Origin of the sequence: Pseudomonas sp. NFACC16-2 (assembly GCF_900119205.1) — a bacterium.
Classification (GTDB): Bacteria; Pseudomonadota; Gammaproteobacteria; order Pseudomonadales; family Pseudomonadaceae; genus Aquipseudomonas; species Aquipseudomonas fluorescens_Q.
Genome location: NZ_FPIX01000009.1, coordinates 143938 through 165672, shown reverse-complemented (window position 1 = coordinate 165672; position 21735 = coordinate 143938). Strand labels below are relative to the sequence as shown.

23 protein-coding genes and 2 pseudogenes are annotated in these 21735 nt (G+C 60.3%); 7 read left to right on the top strand and 18 right to left on the bottom strand.

What is annotated here, in order from left to right; translation table 11 throughout:
- Positions 1-74: 74 nt before the first annotated feature.
- The 3 genes from BT116_RS10795 to exbB are packed head-to-tail and all read right to left on the bottom strand — an operon-like array spanning position 75 to position 2233.
- The gene (locus BT116_RS10795; RefSeq protein WP_072343172.1) at positions 75-830 is read right to left on the bottom strand and encodes an energy transducer TonB; all 756 of its coding nucleotides are present in this window, start codon (positions 828-830) and stop codon (positions 75-77) included.
- Positions 827-1255: a TonB system transport protein ExbD gene (gene exbD, locus BT116_RS10790; protein WP_072343169.1), complete on the bottom strand. Its 429-nt coding sequence runs from the start codon at positions 1253-1255 to the stop codon at positions 827-829. Before exbD ends, BT116_RS10795 begins: the two co-directional genes overlap by 4 nt.
- 6 nt (positions 1256-1261) lie before the next feature.
- A complete protein-coding gene (gene exbB / locus BT116_RS10785) occupies positions 1262-2233 on the bottom strand; it encodes a tonB-system energizer ExbB (protein WP_057449420.1) in 972 nt (323 codons plus the stop codon).
- Between the two features lie 188 nt (positions 2234-2421).
- Between exbB and BT116_RS10780 the strand changes: the two genes are divergently transcribed.
- Both BT116_RS10780 and BT116_RS10775 read left to right on the top strand, forming a co-directional pair.
- Positions 2422-3279, top strand: a complete 858-nt coding sequence (locus tag BT116_RS10780; protein WP_072343166.1) for an SDR family oxidoreductase — start codon at positions 2422-2424, stop codon at positions 3277-3279.
- Between the two features lie 248 nt (positions 3280-3527).
- On the top strand, positions 3528-4427 hold the full coding sequence (locus BT116_RS10775) for a DMT family transporter (RefSeq protein WP_063323795.1): 900 nt from the start codon (positions 3528-3530) through the stop codon (positions 4425-4427).
- A gap of 51 nt (positions 4428-4478) precedes the next feature.
- Here BT116_RS10775 and BT116_RS10770 read toward each other — a convergent pair whose 3' ends face one another.
- The 6 genes from BT116_RS10770 to BT116_RS10745 all read right to left on the bottom strand — a co-directional run bounded on the left by BT116_RS10770 (position 4479) and on the right by BT116_RS10745 (position 9771).
- Positions 4479-5219 carry a hypothetical protein gene (locus tag BT116_RS10770; RefSeq protein ID WP_072343164.1) on the bottom strand — a complete coding sequence of 247 codons (741 nt, stop codon included), beginning with the start codon at positions 5217-5219 and terminating at the stop codon, positions 4479-4481.
- A 55-nt stretch (positions 5220-5274) separates the two neighbouring features.
- A complete protein-coding gene (locus tag BT116_RS10765) occupies positions 5275-5655 on the bottom strand; it encodes a RidA family protein (protein ID WP_003206880.1) in 381 nt (126 codons plus the stop codon).
- Positions 5656-5679: 24 nt separating this feature from the next.
- Positions 5680-7785 carry a bifunctional GTP diphosphokinase/guanosine-3',5'-bis pyrophosphate 3'-pyrophosphohydrolase gene (spoT, locus tag BT116_RS10760; protein ID WP_063323797.1) on the bottom strand — a complete coding sequence of 702 codons (2106 nt, stop codon included), beginning with the start codon at positions 7783-7785 and terminating at the stop codon, positions 5680-5682.
- Between the two features lie 60 nt (positions 7786-7845).
- Positions 7846-8109 carry a DNA-directed RNA polymerase subunit omega gene (gene rpoZ / locus BT116_RS10755; RefSeq protein ID WP_003177259.1) on the bottom strand — a complete coding sequence of 88 codons (264 nt, stop codon included), beginning with the start codon at positions 8107-8109 and terminating at the stop codon, positions 7846-7848.
- A gap of 167 nt (positions 8110-8276) precedes the next feature.
- Positions 8277-8897, bottom strand: coding sequence for a guanylate kinase (gene gmk, locus BT116_RS10750; protein WP_003206877.1), 621 nt, complete (start codon positions 8895-8897; stop codon positions 8277-8279).
- A 10-nt stretch (positions 8898-8907) separates the two neighbouring features.
- Positions 8908-9771 (bottom strand): YicC/YloC family endoribonuclease, encoded by an 864-nt coding sequence (locus BT116_RS10745; RefSeq protein ID WP_072343162.1) that lies wholly within the window; start codon positions 9769-9771, stop codon positions 8908-8910.
- A 275-nt stretch (positions 9772-10046) separates the two neighbouring features.
- Here BT116_RS10745 and rph point away from each other — a divergent pair, with 275 nt between their 5' ends.
- The 3 genes from rph (at position 10047) to gltS (ending at position 12740) form a co-directional block, all read left to right on the top strand.
- Positions 10047-10769: a ribonuclease PH gene (rph, locus tag BT116_RS10740; RefSeq protein ID WP_003177262.1), complete on the top strand. Its 723-nt coding sequence runs from the start codon at positions 10047-10049 to the stop codon at positions 10767-10769.
- Positions 10770-10800: 31 nt separating this feature from the next.
- A complete protein-coding gene (locus tag BT116_RS10735; protein ID WP_013694558.1) occupies positions 10801-11169 on the top strand; it encodes a DUF4870 domain-containing protein in 369 nt (122 codons plus the stop codon).
- A 362-nt stretch (positions 11170-11531) separates the two neighbouring features.
- Complete coding sequence (gene gltS, locus BT116_RS10730; protein WP_072343159.1) at positions 11532-12740, top strand: sodium/glutamate symporter; 1209 nt, start codon at positions 11532-11534, stop codon at positions 12738-12740.
- Between the two features lie 94 nt (positions 12741-12834).
- Here gltS and BT116_RS10725 read toward each other — a convergent pair whose 3' ends face one another.
- Positions 12835-13614, bottom strand: a complete 780-nt coding sequence (locus BT116_RS10725) for an exodeoxyribonuclease III (protein ID WP_013694557.1) — start codon at positions 13612-13614, stop codon at positions 12835-12837.
- 83 nt (positions 13615-13697) lie between these two features.
- On the opposite strand from BT116_RS10725, the gene pyrE reads away from it, so the two are divergent.
- Positions 13698-14342: an orotate phosphoribosyltransferase gene (pyrE, locus tag BT116_RS10720; RefSeq protein WP_072343156.1), complete on the top strand. Its 645-nt coding sequence runs from the start codon at positions 13698-13700 to the stop codon at positions 14340-14342.
- Positions 14343-14386: 44 nt separating this feature from the next.
- Here the strand turns inward: pyrE and BT116_RS31425 are convergent, their stop codons facing one another.
- The 7 genes and pseudogenes from BT116_RS31425 to coaBC form a co-directional block, all read right to left on the bottom strand.
- On the bottom strand, positions 14387-14701 hold the full coding sequence (locus BT116_RS31425) for a hypothetical protein (protein ID WP_256572565.1): 315 nt from the start codon (positions 14699-14701) through the stop codon (positions 14387-14389).
- Positions 14698-15255: a hypothetical protein gene (locus BT116_RS31420; RefSeq protein ID WP_256572566.1), complete on the bottom strand. Its 558-nt coding sequence runs from the start codon at positions 15253-15255 to the stop codon at positions 14698-14700. Before BT116_RS31420 ends, BT116_RS31425 begins: the two co-directional genes overlap by 4 nt.
- Complete coding sequence (locus BT116_RS10710; protein ID WP_256572567.1) at positions 15243-16499, bottom strand: type IV toxin-antitoxin system AbiEi family antitoxin; 1257 nt, start codon at positions 16497-16499, stop codon at positions 15243-15245. The genes BT116_RS31420 and BT116_RS10710 overlap by 13 nt, the downstream gene beginning before the upstream one ends.
- Before the next feature lie 39 nt (positions 16500-16538).
- Complete coding sequence (gene argB, locus BT116_RS10705) at positions 16539-17444, bottom strand: acetylglutamate kinase (protein WP_003206871.1); 906 nt, start codon at positions 17442-17444, stop codon at positions 16539-16541.
- Positions 17445-17471: 27 nt separating this feature from the next.
- A pseudogene (locus BT116_RS10700) lies at positions 17472-18875 on the bottom strand (phosphomannomutase/phosphoglucomutase); the annotation flags it as partial.
- Positions 18876-19126: 251 nt separating this feature from the next.
- Positions 19127-19582 carry a dUTP diphosphatase gene (dut, locus tag BT116_RS10695; protein ID WP_003206867.1) on the bottom strand — a complete coding sequence of 152 codons (456 nt, stop codon included), beginning with the start codon at positions 19580-19582 and terminating at the stop codon, positions 19127-19129.
- A gap of 4 nt (positions 19583-19586) precedes the next feature.
- Positions 19587-20795 carry a bifunctional phosphopantothenoylcysteine decarboxylase/phosphopantothenate--cysteine ligase CoaBC gene (gene coaBC / locus BT116_RS10690; protein ID WP_072343148.1) on the bottom strand — a complete coding sequence of 403 codons (1209 nt, stop codon included), beginning with the start codon at positions 20793-20795 and terminating at the stop codon, positions 19587-19589.
- A 144-nt stretch (positions 20796-20939) separates the two neighbouring features.
- On the opposite strand from coaBC, the gene radC reads away from it, so the two are divergent.
- Complete coding sequence (gene radC, locus BT116_RS10685; protein WP_072343146.1) at positions 20940-21614, top strand: RadC family protein; 675 nt, start codon at positions 20940-20942, stop codon at positions 21612-21614.
- 13 nt (positions 21615-21627) lie between these two features.
- Here radC and BT116_RS31790 read toward each other — a convergent pair.
- A pseudogene (locus BT116_RS31790) lies at positions 21628-21729 on the bottom strand (metal ABC transporter ATP-binding protein); the annotation flags it as partial.
- Positions 21730-21735: the final 6 nt, after the last annotated feature.

Below are 21735 nucleotides of genomic sequence, written 5' to 3'. Positions count from 1 at the left end.
CAGATAAAGCCCCTACCCGGATAAATCACCACAAAAATAAGAAGCCCCTGTTACAGGGGCTTGCAAATTTGCGATCAACGCCGGCGCTTGTCGATGGAGTACACAAACGGTGCCGTCAGCTCGATGGTGCCGTTGGTCAGCAGCTCCGCCGGCGGCTTGGGCAGCGGTTGGGCGCGGCGGATCATTTCCAGGGTGGCCCGGTCCAGGGAGTCCGTGCCGGAGCTGCCCACCAGTTCGAATGACAACACGTTACCTTCGGCATCCACCACGAAGCGCAGGCGGTTGGTGCCTTCCTTGTTCATCTGCTGGGCCCTGGGCGGGTACTTCTTGTACTTGCCCAGGTGCGCCAGCAGCGTGCCTTGCCAATTGGCCTTGGCCGCCGATTGTGCAGGCGACGGGCCAGGCGCCGGTTGCGCGGACTTTTCGGCCACTGACTGGGTTGGCGGAGTGTCGCTGAGCTTCTGCTCCGACGGCTGTTCCTTCGGCGGCTCGGGCTTTTTCTCCACCGGTTTGGGCTTGGGCGGTTGCGGCTTTGGCTTGGGCTTGACCGGCTTGGGCACGGAAATCTCCGGCTTCGGCGCTTCGGCAAGCTTGGGCAGCGGCAATTCTTCGACCGGCTCGGGAGGTTGCGGCGGTGTGACGACTTTTGGCGGGGCCGGCGGCGGTGGGGCTGGTACCGGCGCCAGCTCGACCATCATCGCCTGGGGAGGCAATTCGATGGGCGGGCGCGATGTCCAGTTCAGCGCCAGCGCGATGGCGAGCGCATGCACGCCCAGCACCACGGCCAGGCTACCGCTGTAACGCGTCAACTTTTGGCGCGTCGTGATCATTTCTGCCGCGCCGTCTCGAGTCCGACCAGGCCGACCTTCAAGTAGCCGGCAGCGCGCAGGGCATCCATCACGTTCATCAGGTCGCCGTAGTCCACGCCTTTGTCGGCCTGGAAGAAGATCGTCGTGTCTTTCTTGCCTTGGGTCTTGGCGTCGAGGGTCGCGCCGAGGGTTTCGGCCTTGACCTCGTCTTCGCCCAGGAACAGGCGCTGGTCGGCCTTGACGCTGAGGAACACCGGTTTCTCCGGCCGTGGCGAGGGCTTGGCCGTCGACGCCGGCAGGTCAACCTTGATGTCCACGGTGGCGAGCGGGGCGGCCACCATGAAGATGATCAACAGCACCAGCATCACGTCGATGAACGGCGTGACGTTGATTTCGTGGTTCTCGGCCAGATCGTCGTCTGCGCCTTCTTTCAAATGCAGGCCCATGGCCGATTACCCCACTTTCACCATGTGCGGTTGCGAGCCACGCTCGGGCGGCAGGTGGTCGAGGTCGCGGCTGACCAGCAGCAGGACTTCGGCCGAAGCATCGGAGACCTGGGCCTTGTAGCCGGCAATGGAGCGGGCGAAGACGTTGTAGATCACGACGGCCGGGATCGCAGCGACCAGGCCCAAGGCCGTTGCCAGCAAGGCTTCGGCGATGCCGGGTGCGACGACGGCGAGGTTGGTGGTCTGGGTCTTGGCGATGCCGATGAAGCTGTTCATGATGCCCCACACGGTGCCGAACAGACCGACGAATGGCGCGGTAGAACCAATGGTGGCAAGCACGCCGGTGCCGCTGCTCATGTTGCGACCGCAGGCGGCGACCAGGCGCTCGAGGCGGAAGCTTACGCGTTCCTTGATGCCTTCTTTCTCGCGGCTGTTGGCCGACAGGCGCATCTCTTCGAGGGCGTCATGCACCAACAGGTTGGCAAGAGTGCCTGCCTTCGCGGCGGTAGCGCTGGCTTCCTTGAGGGTGGTGGCTTTTTTCAGGGCGGCGATTTCACCACGCAAGCGACGCTTGGCACCCAGCAGCTCGAAGCCTTTGGCAATCCAGATGGTCCAGGTGATGATCGAGGCGATGGCCAGGCCGATCATCACGATTTTCACGATGATGTCGGCGTTCTTGTACATGCCCCATGGCGACAGGTCGTGGGCCATGCCCAGGGAGTTGTCGGCTTCGAGCACTTGAGGTGCGTCGGCTTCGACGGCTTGGGCCGGGTCGGTGGCGACCGGCGTTGCAACGGGAGCGGCCGGGTCGGCCGGTGCCTGGGCAGCAGCCGGTGCAGTGGCCGGGGTCGTGGCGGGCGTCTGTGCATCGGCGAACGCGGCGGCAGGTGCCAGCAGCAGGCTGAACAGCAGGGCGGCTACCGTGCTCCAGGCACGAGGTCGATTGGTTGGCGAAGCGGGGGATAGAGAGCGTTTCATGCTGGCCGGACCTGAGAGAAAAAAGAAGGTTGATGTTCTTCCAGGCCTCGGGGGCCGAGAACAAAAGTGGCGAGCATTATTGCAATTAATTCTTGTTAACAAAAGTAATACAGTTACTTTTTTTGTCGCATGGCTAGCCGCTCGTCCCCTGCGAAGACTAATCTGCGGCTTTGCCAGAGGAGTTCTTGATGTCCGCGCCTTCTGTTTTGATCGCCGGCTGCGGTGATATCGGCGGCCGCCTGGCCAGCCAGTTAGTCGCCGAACAGTGGCAGGTGTATGGCTTGCGGCGTACGGTTTCGAGCCTGCCGGCGGGTGTCATCGGCGTGGCGGGGGATTTGTTCAGCGAGCAATGCCCCGCCGACTGGCCGACTGGGGCACTGGATTACCTGGTGTACAGCGCCGCGGCCACCGACCATGACGAAGCGGGCTATCGCTCGGCTTATGTCGAAGGGTTGCAGCATGTGTTGGGCTGGTTGAAGCAGCATGGGCAGCAGCCCAAGCGTCTGCTGTTTGTGTCCAGCAGCAGTGTTTATGGGCAACAGCAGGGCGAATGGGTGGATGAAACCTCGCCCACCGTGGCCGGCGGCTATTCCGGTCGCCTGATGCTCGAAGCCGAGCAAGTGGCCTTGGACAGTGGCATCCCGGCCAGCCGCGTGCGCCTGACCGGCATCTATGGGCCGGGTCGGGAATGGTTGCTGAGCCAGGTGCGCCAAGGGTATCGCGTCGTGATCGACCCGCCGCTGTACGCCAATCGCATCCACGCCGACGATGCGGCCGGCTTGCTGGCGTTCCTGCTGGAGGCCGATCGCCAGGGCCAGATGCTGGACGATTGCTACATCGGCGTCGACGACGCCCCTGCGCCGCTGGCCGAGGTGGTGGGCTGGTTGCGTGAGTACATGGGCGTCACCCAGTGGGCCGAAGACGCCAGCGTGCGTCGTGCCGGCAGCAAGCGCTGCAGCAATGCCCGGGCGAAGGCCTTGGGCTGGACGCCGCGGTATCCGAGTTTTCGCCAGGGGTATGCGGCGATTCTGGAAGGGCGCAGCTGACACGGGCCTGCTCGGCGTGTGCTCGATGCTATTGTTCGGCGCCAAGGGCTAGTTCTCTATGGGCTCTTACCGTCCTGAGTACCTTCCACGTCTTGACTTGGTTCATCGAGCTCGCCGAGCATTATCCGTTGCTTGCCGAAACCAGGAGTGATCCGAAGGCCACTCGCAACCGTTTCAATCATCTTTTGCGTCGTCGATGTGGGCCAACATCCGATCGAACGACCTAACCGCGACAAGGACCGTCATCAATGCAAGCCAGTTTCAGCAAAGGCGTTATCTTTGCACTCTCCGCCGCCGCACTTAACGCCACGATAGGCGTGCTCAGCAAAGTGCTCATGAGCAATGGCTTCACCGCCAGCAGTGTCGCCGTCATAAAGACCGTCCTGGGTTGTCTGCTGCTCTCGGCCTTGCTGCTGTTTATCAAGCGTCCGGCGACGACGGCCAAATGGACCCAGGCGGCGATCTGCGCGTTTCTCGGTATCTTTGTGCTGTTCCACTTCGAAACGGCTGCCTATCGGCATTACGCTGCGGCGGGTGTAGTCGTGATGCTGATGGCCAGTGCTTCCATTTCCTCGATTGTGCTCGGACGCATAATCCTCAAGGATGCGATCACCGCGAACGCCACTGTGGGCGCCGCCTTGGCGATCGCCGGAATCGCGGTGATCTTTGGCGCTGATCTGCGGCAGGGCTTCACGCTCCAAGGCGTTGCGCTCGCGTCCATGGCGGGCTGCGGCTATGGGGCGTTTTCGGTAGCCATGAAACGGATGGGCGTGTCCGGTGGGCTGCACTTCACTCGTCAGTTGCTGTTCTTCGGCAGCCTGTACTTGCTGATGCCGGCTTCGGCCGACGGCTTCGTGATCGGTGAGCTGTCGCCCTGGGCGATTGCCGCACTGCTGGCGCTGGCCGCGCTGCCGACCATCCTCGGCTTTTTCTGCACCACCAAGGCAATCGAGTACCTCAAGCCATCCCAGGTGCAAGCCTTGGAGCTGACCGAGCCGCTGTTCGCCGCACTGCTGGCATTTGTTGTGCTCAATGAGGTGCCACGCGAAAGCCTGTACCCGGGCGCGCTGCTGATCATCATTGGGCTGTGTTTCTCCAATGAGCTGATCCGCCTGGGCAGAAGAAAGCCTGTCCCCTCCCGCGTGTGAACCTTTACCGGCGTGGGGCGCCCGTGCATTTATTTCGAGGCGCCCTATCCCTTACTGCTTTTCCAGCACCCATTGCCGAGTCCCCGGCGTGAACGACGGCATTTCATCGGCCAGCGCGGCGTTGACGGTCTGGAAGATCTCCAGCTTCTTGCCATCGCGGGCAAAGATCCAGGTGTTGCCCTGGCCGTTCTGCTGCAGCCAGATGTTGTCGTTGCCACCGCTCATGGAGGCGCAATCGCCGGCCAGGCACAAGGCATAACGATCTGCACCCGGCAGGCCGCTGACCTGGCCGTCGGGCTGGAATTGCACGGTGGCGCCCTGGCCGGGGCCGCTGACGATGTTCCAGGTGCCGCCCAGGTAGGCGGCATACAGCGCACGCTCGAAACTGGCGCCGATCGGCGCGCCTTCTGGCACCTGGACGGAGGCGCGATCGAACACCTGCTGCGGTTCGTTCTCGGTGGCGGCCTGGCTTAACTGGTCGCCATCGCGCTTGAGTTCGCTGGCGGAGCTGCCGTAGAAATCGACTTTCCAGGCGCCGTCTTCTTCGCCCAGCAACTTGCCTTCGACGTTTTCAAAGCCGTTGGTGTAGCGCGCCTGACCGGCCCGGGTGTTGACGTCCCATTCCAGGTTCGGGCCATAGCCCTGCAGTGCTTCGCGAAGCGGGCCGCCCTTGGCGGCAGCGTCGATGGCCGCCTGGTTGATCCAGGTGCCGCTGATGTCACGGTCGGCAGGGTCGCTGGCGCAACCGCCCAGAAGCAGGGCAGCCAGCGAGAGAGCAAGCGCTTTGCGCATGGTGGAATCCTTTCAGAACGAAAACGGCGCAGCAGGGGAGGCTGCGCCGGCCTTATTACTCGATGACCAGGATGGCATCCATCTCAACCTGAGCGCCCTTGGGCAGGGCGGCCACGCCGATGGCGGCGCGGGCAGGGTAAGGCTGGTCGAAGTACTTGCCCATCACCTCGTTGACCTTGGCGAAGTGGCTCAGGTCGGTGAGGAAGATGTTCAGCTTGACGATGTCCTTGAACGAACCACCGGCGGCCTCGGCCACGGCCTTGAGGTTTTCGAACACCTGCACGGTCTGGGCTTCGAAGCCTTCCACCAGCTCCATGGTCTTGGGGTCCAGTGGAATCTGGCCCGACATGTACACGGTGTTGCCGGCCTTGATCGCCTGGGAATAAGTACCGATGGCGGCCGGGGCCTTGTCGCTGGTGATAACAGTCTTGGTCATGAATGACTCCTGATAACGAATGGGCTACGCGCGCATCCGGGTGATGCGGATAACGCCGGTCAGGGCGCGCAGTTTCTTGATCACGCGGGCCAGGTGCACGCGGTCGTGCACGCTGACCACCAGTTGGACGACGCTGATGCGGCCATCGCGTTCGTCCATGCTGATTTTCTCGATATTGCCGTCGGCGGCATTGACGCTGCTGGCCAGCAGGGCGATCAGGCCACGCTGGTGCTCCAGCTCGACCCGCAGCTCGACGTTGAATTCGCCGGTGACGTCCTTGGCCCAGGAGAGCTGGATGCATTTTTCCGGGTTGTGGCGGATTTCGCTGATGTTGCGGCAGTTGTCCAGGTGCACCACCATGCCTTTGCCGGCGGACAAGTGGCCGACAATCGGGTCGCCCGGGATCGGCGTGCAACACTTGGCATAACTGAGCACCAGGCCTTCGGTGCCGCGAATCGCCAGCGGACCTTCGGGGCTTGGCAACTGTTCGCCTTCGCCGAGCAGGCGACGGGCAACGACGTAGGCCATGCGATTGCCCAGGCCGATGTCTTCGAGCAGGTCTTCGATCAGTTCGAGGCGGTATTCATTGAGCATCAGTTGCACACGCTCGGCCGGGATCTTGTCCAGGGAGCTGTCGAACCCGTTCAATACCTTGTTCAGCAGGCGTTCACCGAGGCTGATGGATTCGGAGCGGCGTTGCAGTTTCAGGGCGTGACGGATATGGGTGCGGGCCTTGCCGGTGACCACGAAATTGAGCCATGCCGGGTTGGGTCGTGCGCCCGGGGCGCTGACGATTTCCACCGTGGAACCGCTTTGCAGCGGTTCGGACAACGGTGCCAGGCGGCGGTTGATTCGGCACGCGATGCAACTGTTGCCGACGTCGGTGTGTACCGCATAGGCAAAGTCCACCGCCGTGGAGCCTTTGGGCAGCTCCATGATCCGGCCCTTGGGCGTAAAGACGTAGACCTCGTCCGGGAACAGGTCGATCTTCACGCTCTCGATGAATTCCAGGGAGTTGCCGGCACGCTGCTGCATTTCCAGCACACCCTTGACCCACTGCCGGGCGCGGGCGTGGGTGCTCTTGGGTTGTTCGTCGCCGCTGGATTTGTACAGCCAATGGGCGGCGATGCCGTTGTTGGCCATCTCTTCCATTTCGCGGGTGCGGATCTGGATTTCGATGGGGACGCCGTGCATGCCGAACAGCGTGGTATGCAGCGACTGATAGCCGTTGGCCTTGGGGATTGCGATGTAATCCTTGAAGCGCCCTGGCAACGGTTTGTACAAATTATGTACAGCGCCCAGCACGCGGTAGCAGGTATCGACCTTGTCGACGATGATCCGGAACGCGTAGACGTCCATGATCTCGTTGAAGGCCCGACGCTTGCCGCGCATTTTCTTGTAGATGCCGTAGAGGTGTTTCTGCCGGCCGCTGACTTCGCCTTCGATGCCGTCGATGGCCAGGCAGTGGCTCAGGGACTCTTCGATCTTGTTGACGATTTCCTTGCGGTTGCCCCGGGCGCGCTTGACGGCCTGGTTGATCCGCGCCGAACGCATCGGGTGCATGGCCTTGAAGCCGAGGTCTTCGAATTCGATGCGGATCGCGTGCATGCCCAGCCGATTGGCGATGGGCGCGTAGATCTCCAGAGTTTCCTTGGCGATGCGCCGGCGTTTTTCGCCGGACAGCACTTCCAGGGTGCGCATGTTGTGCAGGCGGTCGGCGAGCTTGACCAGGATCACGCGAATGTCGCGTGCCATGGCCATGGCCATTTTCTGGAAGTTTTCGGCCTGGGCCTCGGCCTTGGTCTCGAAGTTCATCTGGGTCAGCTTGCTGACCCCGTCGACCAGTTCGGCCACGGTTTCGCCGAACTGCGCTTGCAGCGCTTCCTTGGCAATGCCGGTGTCTTCGATCACGTCATGCAGCATCGCCGCCATCAGGCTCTGATGGTCCATGTGCATGTCGGCAAGAATATTCGCCACCGCAAGGGGATGCGTGACGTACGCCTCGCCGCTGCGGCGGCGCTGGCCGTCGTGGGCTTGTTCGGCGTAGAAATAGGCTCGGCGGACCAGATTGACCTGGTCCGTGCCGAGGTAGGCCGATAAGCGATCGGCGAGGGCGTCTATGCTCGGCATGATGATGACTCCTGCCGTCTGCTGTGACCCCGCGCCGTGCTACGTCGACCAGGCATAGGCTTAGACCGCCTCGTTGGACTCGTCCTCGAACGCTGCGAACAGCGGTTCGTCTTCGACGATTTCAGCGTTGGCGATGAACTCGTAGCTCATCAGGCCTTCGGCGATTTCACGTAGCGCTACCACGGTAGGCTTGTCGTTTTCCCACTGGACCAACGGCTCTTTGCCACCGGTGGCCAGTTGACGGGCACGCTTGGTAGAGAGCATGACCAGCTCAAAGCGGTTTTCCACGTGTTCTAGGCAGTCTTCAACGGTTACGCGGGCCATGGTATTCCTCGGAGCGAATGCAATATGCGCGCTGCCCGGTTGGGCGAGCGGACTCGACAGTTTAAAAAAACACCAGCGTTTAGGGAAGCGCTGATTTTTTAACCAAACCCCTCGGCGCGCTGCGACTACCAATGTAAAGCCGTCGCAGCGGTTTTGGGAAGGGCTGTTCAGCCCAACAATTCGGCCAATAATTTGCCGAAACGTTGCTGCTGGCGTTTCTGCTGCAGCTGGCTGGCACGAAAAATCGCCTTCAGGTCGTCCAGCGCGTGGGCGAAATCGTCGTTGATGATCAGGTAATCATAGTCGACGTAGTGACTCATCTCGCTGACCGCTTCGCGCATCCGGCCCTCGATGATGTCGTCGCTGTCCTGGCCACGGTTGGTCAGGCGCTGGCGCAAGGCTTGCTGGCTTGGCGGCAGGATAAAGATCGAACGAGCCTGGGGCATCAGCTTGCGCACCTGCTCGGCACCTTGCCAGTCGATTTCCAGGATCAGGTCATGGCCTTCGTCCAGGGTCTGCTGCAGATAGCTTTGCGAGGTGCCATAAAGGTTGCCGAAGACCTCGGCGCGCTCCAGGAAGTCGCCGTGTTCGGCCATCTTCACGAACTCTTCGCGGTCGACGAAGTGATAGTTCACACCATTCACTTCGCCCGGACGCATGGCGCGGGTGGTGTGCGAGACCGAGACGCGGATCTGCGGTTCGGCATCGATCAGTGCCTTGACCAGGCTGGTCTTGCCGGCGCCCGAGGGCGCGGAAATGATGTAGAGGGTGCCGGTGCTGTGGGTCATGTCGTTAGCCTTACTCAATGTTCTGCACTTGTTCGCGCATTTGTTCGATCAACACCTTGAGGTTGACCGCCGCCTGGGTGCTGCGCGGGTCGAAGGCTTTGGAGCCCAGTGTATTGGCTTCGCGGTTGAGCTCCTGCATCAGGAAGTCGAGGCGGCGACCGGCCGCACCGCCGGACTTGAGCACCCGGCGAACTTCGATGATGTGGGTGCTCAGGCGATCCAGTTCTTCGGCCACGTCGCTCTTTTGCGCGAGCATGACCATTTCCTGTTCCAGGCGTTGCGGGTCCAGCTCGGCCTTCATGTCGGTGAAGCGGTCGAGGACTTTCTGGCGCTGAGTGGCGAGCATCTGCGGGACCAGTTCGCGCAGGGTGCTGACGTCTTCTTCGATGGAGGTCAGGCGCTCGTTGATCAGTCGGGCCAGCTCCGCGCCTTCGCGCTCGCGGCCGGCCTTGAGTTCCTTGAGGCCTTCATTGAACAGCGTCATCGCCTCGGCGTTCAGCGCTTGGGGGTCGCTCGCATCGCCCACCAGCACGCCGGGCCAGGCCAGGACTTCCAGTGGGTTCAGGGCGGCAGGATGCTTGATCAGGCTGGCGACGGTTTCGGCCGCGGCGACCAGTTGCGCGGCGCGCTCATGGTCCACCTGCAAGGCTTTGCCAGTGCTTTCTTCGGTGAAGCGCAGGGTGCATTCCAGCTTGCCCCGGGACAGGCCCTGGCGCAGCGCCTCGCGTACGCCGCCTTCGAGGTCGCGGAAAGACTCGGGCAGGCGCAGGTGCGGCTCCAGGTAGCGGCTGTTGACCGAACGCAGTTCCCAGCTCAGCGTGCCTTGGGCCCCGGCTTTTTCGACGCGGGCGAAAGCGGTCATGCTGTGCACCATGGAGGATCCTCGCAATGCAGGCGGCCACAACGGGTGGTCGTGGGGCCTGGAATCTGTGAATAAAAGCCGAAGGGCAGCAAAGGCGCAGGATTGTAGCGCAGTGAAGCGTATGCCCCCAACCGCGCTTGCGACAAAGCGCAGCAGCCCGTCGGGCGGGCCTTTGCGCGGCTTCGCTCGCGCCGGTTTTTTGGAGCCGAGCGACGTTTGACTGCCCTATGACGATTCACGGCTCTATAATGCTCGGCAGTTTTCCGTCCTCCGTACAGGTATTCCCTATGAAACGTCCAAGTGGTCGCGCTGCCGATCAGCTTCGCTCGATCCGCATTACCCGCAACTACACCAAACACGCCGAGGGATCTGTACTGGTCGAATTCGGTGATACCAAAGTCATCTGCACTGTCAGTGTCGAAAACGGCGTGCCACGGTTTCTCAAGGGGCAGGGCCAAGGCTGGCTGACGGCCGAATACGGCATGTTGCCGCGCGCCACTGGTGAGCGGAACCAGCGTGAGGCCAGCCGTGGCAAGCAGGGCGGTCGTACCCTGGAAATCCAACGCTTGATCGGCCGTTCGCTGCGTGCTGCTCTGGACATGTCCAAGTTGGGCGACGTGACGCTGTATGTCGATTGTGACGTGATCCAGGCTGATGGCGGTACCCGTACTGCCTCCATCACCGGGGCCATGGTCGCCCTGGTCGATGCCTTGAAAGTGATCAAGAAGCGCGGCGGCCTCAAGGGCGGCGACCCGCTCAAGCAAATGATCGCCGCTGTGTCCGTGGGCATGTACCAGGGCGAGCCGGTGCTGGACCTGGATTACCTGGAAGACTCCGCTGCCGAGACTGACCTGAACGTGGTCATGACCAGTGCCGGCGGTTTCATCGAAGTCCAGGGCACTGCCGAGGGCGCGCCGTTCCAGCCAGAAGAATTGAACGCTATGCTGGAATTGGCGAAGAAAGGCATGAACGAGATCTTCGAACTGCAAAAGGCCGCCTTGGCTGACTGATCGATTCCCGCTTCAAGACAAGGAGAGTGTCATGAGTGATGAGCAAATCCTGCTGCCCCAGCCGAGCAAAGAGGCGCGTCAATGGGCGATGTTTTGTCACCTGTCCGCCTTGTTGGGGATCTGGATTCCGTTCGGCACGCTGATCGGGCCGCTGGTGCTCTGGCAGCTCAAGCGTGAGTCTGACCCATTCATCGATGCCCAGGGCAAGGAAGCGCTGAACTTCCAGATCACCGTGGCGATTGCCTCGGCGATCAGCCTGCTGCTGATGGTCGTGGTGATCGGCTTCTTCCTGTTCGGCCTGGTGGCCATCGGCGCGCTTGTGCTGACGATCATTGGTGGCGTGAAGGCCAATGAAGGGCAGCCGTATCGGTATCCGTTTACCTGGCGCTTGGTCAAATAACGATCAGCGCTACGATTCAAGGACAATGCCCCGGCTTATCGGGGCATTGTCTTTTTTGAAGTCATAAATGTTTCTCTTTATGTGCAATTTCCCATTGTGTAGCGAGTTATTGTGCGCATATTCCGCTCTTACACTTCTAGTCACAACTCCGCGGTTTTAGTGCGGCCTCCATGCTTGGCAATAAGACACTTCGATTGATAGAGTTGCGCCAAGTTATATTCCTTCAGAAATATTTCGATATATTCAGACCATTGAAGGTCCTTGAATTAAAAGCCAATCAGTGTTGAGGCAATCAACCTGTTCAAGAGGCGTGTCCAGGTAAAAAGTTCGCCCCTGAATATATGTTCAAAGAATAAGTACTCATGTTTCAGCTCGATTTCTATGGAACACTTGTCGCCGCCTCTCTGGTGCTTTTGCTGGGGCGCGGACTGGTTACGCGTGTTGGTTTTCTACGCGCCTACAATATCCCTGAGCCTGTAGCGGGCGGGCTGGTAGTTGCCCTGGTGCTCCTGGCTTTGCGGGGGCTTGAAGTTGAAGTTAGATTTGATACTTCATTGCAGACACCGTTGATGCTGGCATTTTTTGCCACGATTGGCCTGAGCGCGGACTTCGCGAGCCTGAAGAAAGGCGGGCGCGTAGTGGGGATTTTCCTGCTGGCGGTCGTCGGCCTGTTGGTGGTCCAGAATGCCATGGGCATTGGGCTCGCAACAGCGCTGGGGCTCGATCCGTTGATGGGGTTGCTGACTGGCTCGATCACCTTGGCGGGCGGTCACGGTACTGGCGCGGCGTGGGGGACGGTGTTCAGTGAGAAGTTCGGCCTGGCTTCTGCCTCCGAACTTGCGATGGCTTCTGCGACGTTTGGCTTGGTGTTAGGTGGCTTGATCGGTGGACCGGTTGCGCGCCTGCTCATCAAGCGTGTTCAGTCCCCCGGCGGTCTTGAATCAGAAAAGCCCCAGATACCCAAGGGTTTCGAACAGCCGAACAAAGAGCGTTCGATTACGCCGTTTTCGTTTATTGAGACGCTCGCCCTGATTGCAGTCAGCCTGCTGGCCGGTACGCTCTTGAATGGGCAGCTCCACGACACCGCATTCGAATTGCCGACGTTCGTTTGTGTCTTGTTCGTGGGGGTGGTCTTGCGCAATGGACTTTCGGCACTTGGCTTGTATCAGGTCTTTGAGCGAGAAGTGTCCGTACTTGGCAATGTCAGCCTGTCACTGTTTCTGGCGATCGCCTTGATGTCACTCAAGTTGTGGGACCTGGCGTCACTGGCCTTGCCGATATTCATTATCCTGGCGGCCCAGACATTGGTCATGGCGCTGTTTGCGATTTTCGTGACGTTCAGAATCATGGGCAGTCATTACGATGCAGCCGTCTTGGCGGCAGGGCATTGCGGTTTTGGGTTGGGCGCCACGCCGACGGCCATCGCCAACATGCAGGCGGTGACGCAGCGCTATGGGCCTTCACCGATAGCGTTTCTGGTGGTGCCGATGGTGGGGGCGTTCTTCATCGATATCATTAACGTCATCGTCATCAAGTTGTACCTTGCTCTGCCGTTTTTTGCCGTGGCTTGAGGTTCTGCGCGGTAGCGTTCGCCATAAAAAATGCCCGTATCTTGCGATACGGGCATTTTCTTTTTCGGTCGACCTGGGGATGTCGTCGGTACGCTTAGATGGTCAGCGTCCAGTCGTAATCCACGATCAGCGGCGCATGCTGCGAGAACCGTGGCTGGCGCGGCAGGCGGGCGCTGCGTACGAAGCGGCGCAGCCCAGGCGTCAGCAACTGGTAGTCGAAGCGCCAGCCAAGGTTGAGCATCTCGGCCTGTTCATTGTCCGGCCACCAGCTGTACTGGTCGCCTTCACGGCTGACTTCGCGCAGGGCGTCGACATAACCCATGTTGCCAATGATCTCGTCCATCCAGGCCCGTTCCGGCGCCAGGAAACCCGGGGATTGCTGGCTGTCGCGCCAGTTCTTGATATCCAGCTTCTGTTGCGCCACGTACAGCGAGCCACAATAGATGTACTCGCGACGTTTGCGCCGCTGTTTATCCAGATAACGGGCGAAGTCGTCCATCAACTTGAATTTCTGATTCAAATCTTCATCGCCGTTCTGCCCCGAAGGGAGCAGTAAGGTCGCGATGCTGACCTTGTCGAAATCGGCTTGCAGGTAGCGCCCGTAGCGGTCCGCCGTCTCGAAACCGAGACCGTTGATGACAGCCTTCGGTTGCAGCCGCGAGTACAAAGCCACGCCACCCTGGGCGGGGACTTCGGCATCGCAGGCATAAAGGAAGTAACCATCCAGTTGGAAGGCTGCATCGTCCAGTTCAAAGGCGGAGGCGCGGGTGTCCTGCAGGCAGATGACGTCGGCATTCTGTGCTTGCAGCCAACTGAGCAAACCACGCTCGACTGCAGCCTGAATACCATTGACGTTCACACTGATGATCCGCATAAATGGCCCCAAAAATCACGTGCGTGTATGATACACGCCGTGTACCTATTTAGCTAAATCCGCGGTATTTGAGGCTTTTTTTCATGCAGGCGTATCAGCGCGATTTCATTCGCTTTGCCATCGATCGCGGCGTTTTGCGCTTCGGTGAGTTCACCCTCAAGTCCGGGCGCACCAGCCCGTACTTCTTCAATGCCGGCCTGTTCAACAGCGGTTCCGCCCTGGCGCAACTGGGTCGTTTCTATGCGGCGGCCATCGTCGAGAGCGGCATCCCGTTCGACGTGCTGTTCGGCCCAGCCTACAAAGGCATCCCGCTGGCCGCCACCACTGCCGTCGCCCTGGCTGAACATCACGGCCGCGACTTGCCTTGGTGCTTCAACCGCAAGGAAGCCAAGGCCCATGGCGAAGGCGGCAGCCTGGTGGGTGCCCCGCTGACCGGCGACGTGTTGATTATCGACGACGTCATCACTGCCGGCACAGCCATCCGCGAAGTGATGCAGATCATCGCTTCCCAGGAAGGCGCCAAGGCCGCTGGCGTGCTGATCGCCCTGAACCGCCAGGAGCGCGGCAACGGTGAGCTGTCGGCGATCCAGGAAGTGGAGCGTGACTTCGGCATTCCGGTGATCAGCATTGTGTCGCTGAACCAGGTGTTGGAGTTTTTGGCCGACGATCCGCAGCTCAAGCAGCATTTGCCGGCGGTTGAGGCTTATCGGGCGCAGTTTGGTGTCTGAAAAACCAAAGGCCCTGTGAGACAGGGCCTTTTATTCAGTGGCGCTCACTTGCGAAGGCAAAGGGCGCGCAGTAAAGCATCCACTTGTCCAAACGCGTCCTGTTGCCACTGGTCCGGGGTCCTATCCTCAAGGATTTGGCTGTCTTCGACGAAACGCCTTACAGAGGTCGGGCCATAGCCGTCGGCTACATCAAATTTTTGGCAAATGTGTAGGAAGCCTTGCTCGCCACTTCCGGTTTCAATGACGGGGCGGCATTCTTCAGCGAGTGCCGCTATGCCACCTGGATAATTACGGACGCAATAGTAGATGTCGTAGGCGTCTTTTTGCTTATGTCGCCCATTAAGGGCATAGCCCTTCATCGCGAGCAGTGCCGGGATAGAGCAAACGGCAACCTCGACGCGATTTTTGCCGCCAGTTGGCATGGGCCTTCAATCGCGACCATCTGGTAGAACCGCATTGCCAAATCGGCGCCATCGGCGCGTTGAACCGCAAAGTCATTCAGGATAGGCGGTTTATTCTGGATGATCTCGGCATCGCGAGGCATCAAGAAGTCCACGATCACATCTATCGGGGCGCCCCCATCGTTCACGGGAACCTGGCGGACGAGCTGGGAGCGTCGTAGTTCTCCTCTTTGCTCATACCCATTGCCCATCAGGGCCTCGACCAGTGTTGCGTACTCGCCATCGCCAAGTGCTTCTGCATCTAGGCTCAAGTCGACGTCGAGCGTACCCACATGCTGCATGTCGTTATGGGCAAGGAGCAGCCATGGCACCGCTCCCCCGATCACTGCGAACTTGCCTTTGAAACTTCCCAGAATCTGGCCCATTTCGACGAGCACCGCCTTCACTGCGGCCGTGGTCCTATCCTCATAGTCCGAGGCAGATTGAGGTTCTTGCTGCATTAACGGGGCCATGTCAATTTTTCCTGGCGTAAATACTCAGCTGCTTCTTTTGCGCGTTCTCCGGCCGCCGTCAAATCCAGATAGGTCTGAACCGGGCTGGTGCACAGCACGCCAGGTGCTGCTTCGACTGTGTCCAGTAAAAGTCCTTCGTCCCTGGGAACGGTGATCACCACGTTTTCGCCCTTGGACGCAGGGACAAGCTGTAGAGCTTCGATCAGTGTATCCAACCCGTCACTGTCGGCATAAAAGTAATGCGTGCCTACACGGGCGTAGGGCGCGAGCCATTGCGCGGCGGAAAACGAGGAGAAAAGCGTGCGCCCGCAGCTCTGTTCGCCAATAACGCTCCGCGCTGCATTTTCCAGGGCGCTGCCATGTAAGGTGGTATAGAACTTTTTACGCTCCCCCGATGGAGGTTCGTAGGCCTCGACCCATGCATCCAGCAGGGCCTGAGGATCGCATAGGAAGAATCCATTGCTTGTTACCTGCCCCCATTCCCGATCAAGCAGGGCGGTACGCACATTGCTGACTTGACCCAAGCTTGCGCTGGCCGCTTCGGAGAGCTCAATTACCCGCCATGCATGGGCCGGTTCGCGCAGCATTGCACGAAGGATCTGTGCTGACTTCGGCTTGAAGAGTGACTTCAGCTCTCTATGTTCTGCTGGCGGCTTATCCGCAACTTGATGGTCGATGAATACGCCATCGAATGAAATCCAGGCATTACCCTCCAGGTCCAGGTAACCGACACCTTTTTCCCGGCATGCCTGCCTGGCTGCTGGCGAGAGATAGGGGGCGATTACGATAGCGGTGACGTCAATGTCCCACGCACTTATGTAGTCACGAAGCTGGAGGATGGCTGCGTTTACAAATCTGGGCTGCCCACTGGCTTTAACCTCGCAGACCAGAGAGCGAGATTTACCCGATGTGGCTATTTCAACGATGAAATCGGGGGCCCAGTATTTTGTCTGCGGCGTGGCTTCCAGGCTTTTTATATCGATGATTGGCACTTTGCGCAGGAGATCGCACAACGCCTCTCTTGAGCTTTTTTCGAATTCTTTCATTGATGAAGCCCTTTTCAACGAATGTTGAAAATAGGCCAACTGGTGAAATTCGTCTAGCATTTCAATAAATATGGCAGTTTCAGCGCTTGTTGAAATGTGCGTATTTGATGAAATTTCAGCTTCCTTGACATTCTCGTGCGCAAAAAAAATCGCGAACCTCGTCAGCCCTAACGGATTTTCGCAAACTCGAAAATCCAATTGGAGCTGTAAAGGTCGCGATCTGTTGCGTTTCCGGTATTAAGGCCGCTTGCGATTGCTGATCAACGTCCCCACGCCGGTATCGGTGAAAATCTCCAGCAGAATCGCATTCGGTACCCGGCCGTCGATGATCAGCGAGCTGCCGACGCCGCCTTGTACCGCTTCCAGCGCGCAACGAATCTTCGGCAGCATGCCGCCGTAGATGGTGCCGTCGGCGATCAGGTCATCGACCTGCTGGGTCGACAGCCCGGTCAGGACCTTGCCCGACTTGTCCATCAGGCCGGCGATGTTGGTCAGCAGCATCAGCTTTTCAGCTTTCAGTGCCTCGGCCACCTTGCCTGCCACCAGATCGGCGTTGATGTTGTACGACTCACCGTTGGCGCCCACGCCGATGGGGGCGATCACCGGGATGAAGTCGCCTTTGACCAGCAGGTTCAGCAGGTCGGTGTTGATACCGACCACTTCGCCCACATGACCGATGTCGATGATTTCCGGCTGGGTCATCTCTGGGGTTTGGCGGGTGACGGTGAGTTTCTTCGCCCGGATCAGCTCGGCGTCCTTGCCTGTCAGGCCGATGGCGCTGCCGCCATGACGGTTGATCAGGTTGACGATGTCCTTGTTGACCTGGCCGCCCAGGACCATTTCCACCACATCCATGGTCTGCGCGTCGGTCACGCGCATGCCATCGATGAAGTGGCTTTCGATCGACAGGCGCTTGAGTAGGTCACCGATCTGCGGGCCACCGCCATGCACCACCACCGGGTTGATGCCCACGGCCTTCATCAACACGATGTCGCGGGCGAAGCCGGTCTTGAGCTCCTCGCTTTCCATCGCGTTGCCGCCGTATTTGATCACCAGGGTCTTGCCGACGTAGCGTCGGATATAAGGCAACGCTTCGGACAGGACCTTGGCGGTGTTGGCGGCGGCTTCGCGTTCGAGGGTCATTCAGGGCTCCGGTAGTGCTTCAAAAAATCAAAACGGTAGTTGGAGATCAGGTGCAACACGTTTGAGTTGGGTGTGGAACACATCCTTGATGCGCTGCAGTTCGGCCTCGTTGTCGGCCTCGAAACGCAGTACCAGCACCGGTGTGGTGTTGGATGCGCGAACCAGGCCCCAGCCGTGGGGATAGTCGACCCGCACACCATCGATGGTGGTCAGTTCGGCGCCTTCGCCCCATTGAGCGTCGTGCAGTGCATCAATGATGCTGAATTTGCTCTCTTCGGTCACATGGATATTGATTTCTGGCGTAGAAATATCGTTCGGGAAGGTTGCGAACAGCTCTTCGGCGCTGGATTTCTCCTTGCTGAGGATTTCCAGCAGGCGCGCGGCGCTGTAGATGCCGTCGTCAAAACCGAACCAGCGCTCCTTGAAGAAGATGTGGCCGCTCATTTCGCCGGCCAACAGGGCGCCGCTTTGTTTCATTTTTTTCTTGATCAACGAATGACCGGTCTTCCACATCAATGGACGACCACCATATTCCTTGATCAGCGGCACCAGGCGACGGGTGCATTTAACGTCGAAGATGATTTCGGCGTTCGGATTGCGCGCTACCACATCCTTGGCAAACAGCATCAGCAGGCGGTCGGGGAACACCACGCTGCCGGTATTGGTCACCACGCCCACCCGGTCGCCGTCGCCGTCGAAGGCCAGGCCCAGGTCGGCGTTGGTTTCTTTGACCTTGGCGATCAGGTCTTCAAGGTTTTCCAGCTTGCCCGGATCCGGGTGGTGGTTAGGGAAGTTGCCATCCACGTCGCAGAACAGCGGGATGACTTCGCAGTTCAGGGCTTCGATCAGTTGCGGGGCGATCACGCCAGCCGCGCCGTTGCCGCAGTCGACCACCACTTTCAGGCGACGAGCGAGTTTCACGTCCTTGACGATTTCGTCGTTGTAGCGTTCGAGGATATCGACTTTGGTGATGCTGCCTTGGCCGCTGCTCAGGTCGTTGGTCTTGAGGCGGGTATGCAGGGCCTGGATCTGCTCGTTGGCAAGGGTGTCGCCAGCGATGACGATCTTGAAGCCGTTGTAGTTCGATGGGTTGTGGCTGCCGGTGAGCATCACCCCGGACTTGCCGGCCAACACGTTGGCGGCGTAGTACAGCGCCGGGGTTGGCACCAGGCCCACGTCGCTGACATGGCAGCCACTGTCGGCGACGCCTTTTATCAGTTGTTCGACCAGCTCAGGGCCCGACAAGCGGCCATCACGGCCGACGCACACGTTCGGTTCACCCTGGGCCAGGCTTTGAGAGCCAATGGCCCGGCCGATCCAGTAGGCGGTTTCGGCGGTGAGGGTTTCCGGTACCACGCCACGGATGTCGTAGGCGCGGAAGATGCTGTCAGGGAAGATCGGGGCGATTGCGGCTGGGGTGTTCATGGGCGGGGCGCTCTATCGGGAAAGTGACTGGACAGGCCGACGGGTCGCGTCGGCAGGCTCAAGCTGAAGGGTATGACGGCGTTTTTGACAGAGAGTTCGTGGTGGGAAAATGCCATGAGACAGCGTTATCCCGGTCTCGCTCGCCTAATACGTTGATTCCGGGTGGGAAACCTAGCAGAAAGCCATTGCGCATTTTTTGTCCTGAAACACAAGCTTCACAAACGAGCCGGGCAGGACGCCCGGCTTGAAAACACCGGTCAATGGCTGCCGGAATGCCCAAAACCACCCGCGCCGCGCTGGCTTTCGTCGAATTCTTCGACCAGTTCGAAGTGGGCCTGGACCACCGGCACCAGCACCAGCTGCGCGATGCGTTCGCCCACGGCAATGTTGAAGGCTGTTTGGCCGCGGTTCCAGCACGACACCATCAGCTCGCCTTGATAGTCGGAGTCGATCAGGCCCACCAGGTTGCCCAGCACGATGCCGTGCTTATGGCCCAGGCCCGAGCGCGGCAGGATCAGCGCGGCCAGGCCCGGATCGCCGATGTACACCGACAGGCCGGTAGGAATCAGCAGGGTCTGGCCCGGCTCCAGGATCGTGTCCTGCTTGAGCATCGCCCGCAGGTCGAGGCCGGCGGAGCCCGGTGTGGCGTATTGCGGCAGCGGGAATTCGTTGCCGATGCGTGGGTCGAGGATCTTGGCTTGTAGGGCGTGCATGACATTAAACCTGGTTCAGACGTTCGGCGATAAAAGTGATCAGCTGGCGGGCAATCTTGCTCTTGCTGGTCTGGGCGAAAAGTGTGGCGTGCAACTGGCGGTCGATCACGCTGCAGGCGTTTTCTTCGCTGTTGAAGCCGATGCTCGGGTTGGCCACGTCGTTGGCGACGATCAAGTCGAGGTTCTTGTCCTTGAGCTTGCGTGCGGCGTAATCGAGCAGGTGTTCGGTCTCGGCGGCAAAGCCGACACTGAACGGGCGGTCGGGGCGGGTGGCTATACTGGCCAGGATGTCCGGGTTGCGCACCATTTGCAGGAGCAAGCCGTCGCCGCTTGTAGGGTCTTTCTTCAATTTTTGCGGGGCGACGACTTCGGGGCGGTAGTCCGCCACCGCCGCCGAGGCGATGAACAGGTCGCAGGGGATGGCTGCTTCGCAGGCTGCGAGCATGTCCCGGGCGCTGACCACGTCGATGCGGGTGACCCGGTCCGGGGTCGGCAGGTGCACGGGACCGGTGATCAGCGTCACCCGGGCGCCGGCTTCCACCGCGGCCTCGGCCAGGGCGAAGCCCATTTTCCCGGAGCTGTGGTTGGTGATGTAGCGCACCGGGTCGATGTTTTCCTGGGTCGGTCCGGCGGTGATCAGCACGTGCTTGCCGGTCAGGGCCTGGCGCTGGAAGCAGTCGGCGGCGCACTGGGCCAGGTCAGTGGCCTCGAGCATGCGGCCCATGCCGACATCGCCACAGGCCTGGGTCCCTGAGGCCGGGCCGAAGACTTTCAGGGCGCGGCTTTCGAGCAATTGCAGGTTGGCCTGGGTGGCCGGGTCGCGCCACATGGCCTGGTTCATGGCCGGCGCCACGGCGACCACCGCATCGGTGGCGAGCACCAGGGTGGTCAGCAGGTCGTCGGCGATGCCTTGGGCCAAACGGGCGATCAGGTCGGCCGTGGCCGGGGCGATCAGCACCAGGTCGGCCCACTTGGCCAGTTCGATATGACCCATGGCGGCTTCGGCCGCCGGGTCGAGCAAATCCAGGTGGACCGGGTGCCCGGATAGGGCTTGCATGGTCAGCGGGGTAATGAACTCGCTGCCACCACGGGTCATGACGACCCGTACTTCCGCGCCCTGGTCGATAAGCCTGCGAACCAGCTCGGCGCTCTTGTAGGCGGCAATGCCGCCGCCGACGCCCAGAACGATGCGTTTCCGATACAGCCGCTGCATAGGCCTGCCTTTCGATTTCAGTGGTCAGTGCAAGGCGAACCCCTTGGCAGCAGCTGCCAGGGTGCAAATCGCCTGCAAAAAAGATGGGCTACGATATCACAGCGACCGCTATGGAACAGCGGCGCCCACAATCAGGGAGATGCCATGAGTATTCGCGATTGGCCCGCGGCCGAGCGGCCACGGGAGCGGTTATTGGCGCTAGGGGCGGGGAGTCTATCGGACGCCGAGCTGCTGGCGATTTTTTTACGCACCGGCGTGTCGGGCAAAAGCGCGGTGGATCTGGCGCGACAACTATTGATTCAATTTGGCAGCCTGCGCGCGCTGCTTGAAGCCGATCAGATCACATTCAGTAATCATATGGGGCTCGGACCGGCGAAGTTTGCCCAACTGCAAGCGGCTCAGGAAATGAGTCGTCGGCATTTGGCTGAACGGGCACGGGAAAAGACCACGCTGGAAAGCCCGTTCGCGGTGCGTGAGTACCTGAAATCGATGTTGCGTCACGAACCCCACGAGGTGTTCGGTTGCCTGTTTCTCAATTCCAAGCACCAGGTGCTGACCTTCGAGGCGCTGTTCCGCGGCTCTATCGACAGCGCCAGTGTCCATCCCCGGCAGGTCGTCAAGCGCGCCCTGGCCCACAACGCCGCCGCGTTGATCCTGTGCCACAACCATCCCTCCGGCAACACCGAGCCCAGCCAGGCCGACCGGGTGCTCACTGAGCGGCTTCAGGAGGCATTGGAACTGATCGATGTGCGGGTGCTCGACCATGTCATCGTCGGCGATGGGGAACCGTTATCCATGGCGGAGCGTGGGTGGATGTAGGTCGTCGCTGGCGAGGCTGGGCCCTGTGTGGGAGCGAGCTTGCTCGCGATAGCGGTCGGTCAGTCAACATTGATGTTATCTGACTAGCCGCCATCGCGAGCAAGCTCGCTCCCACAGGGGA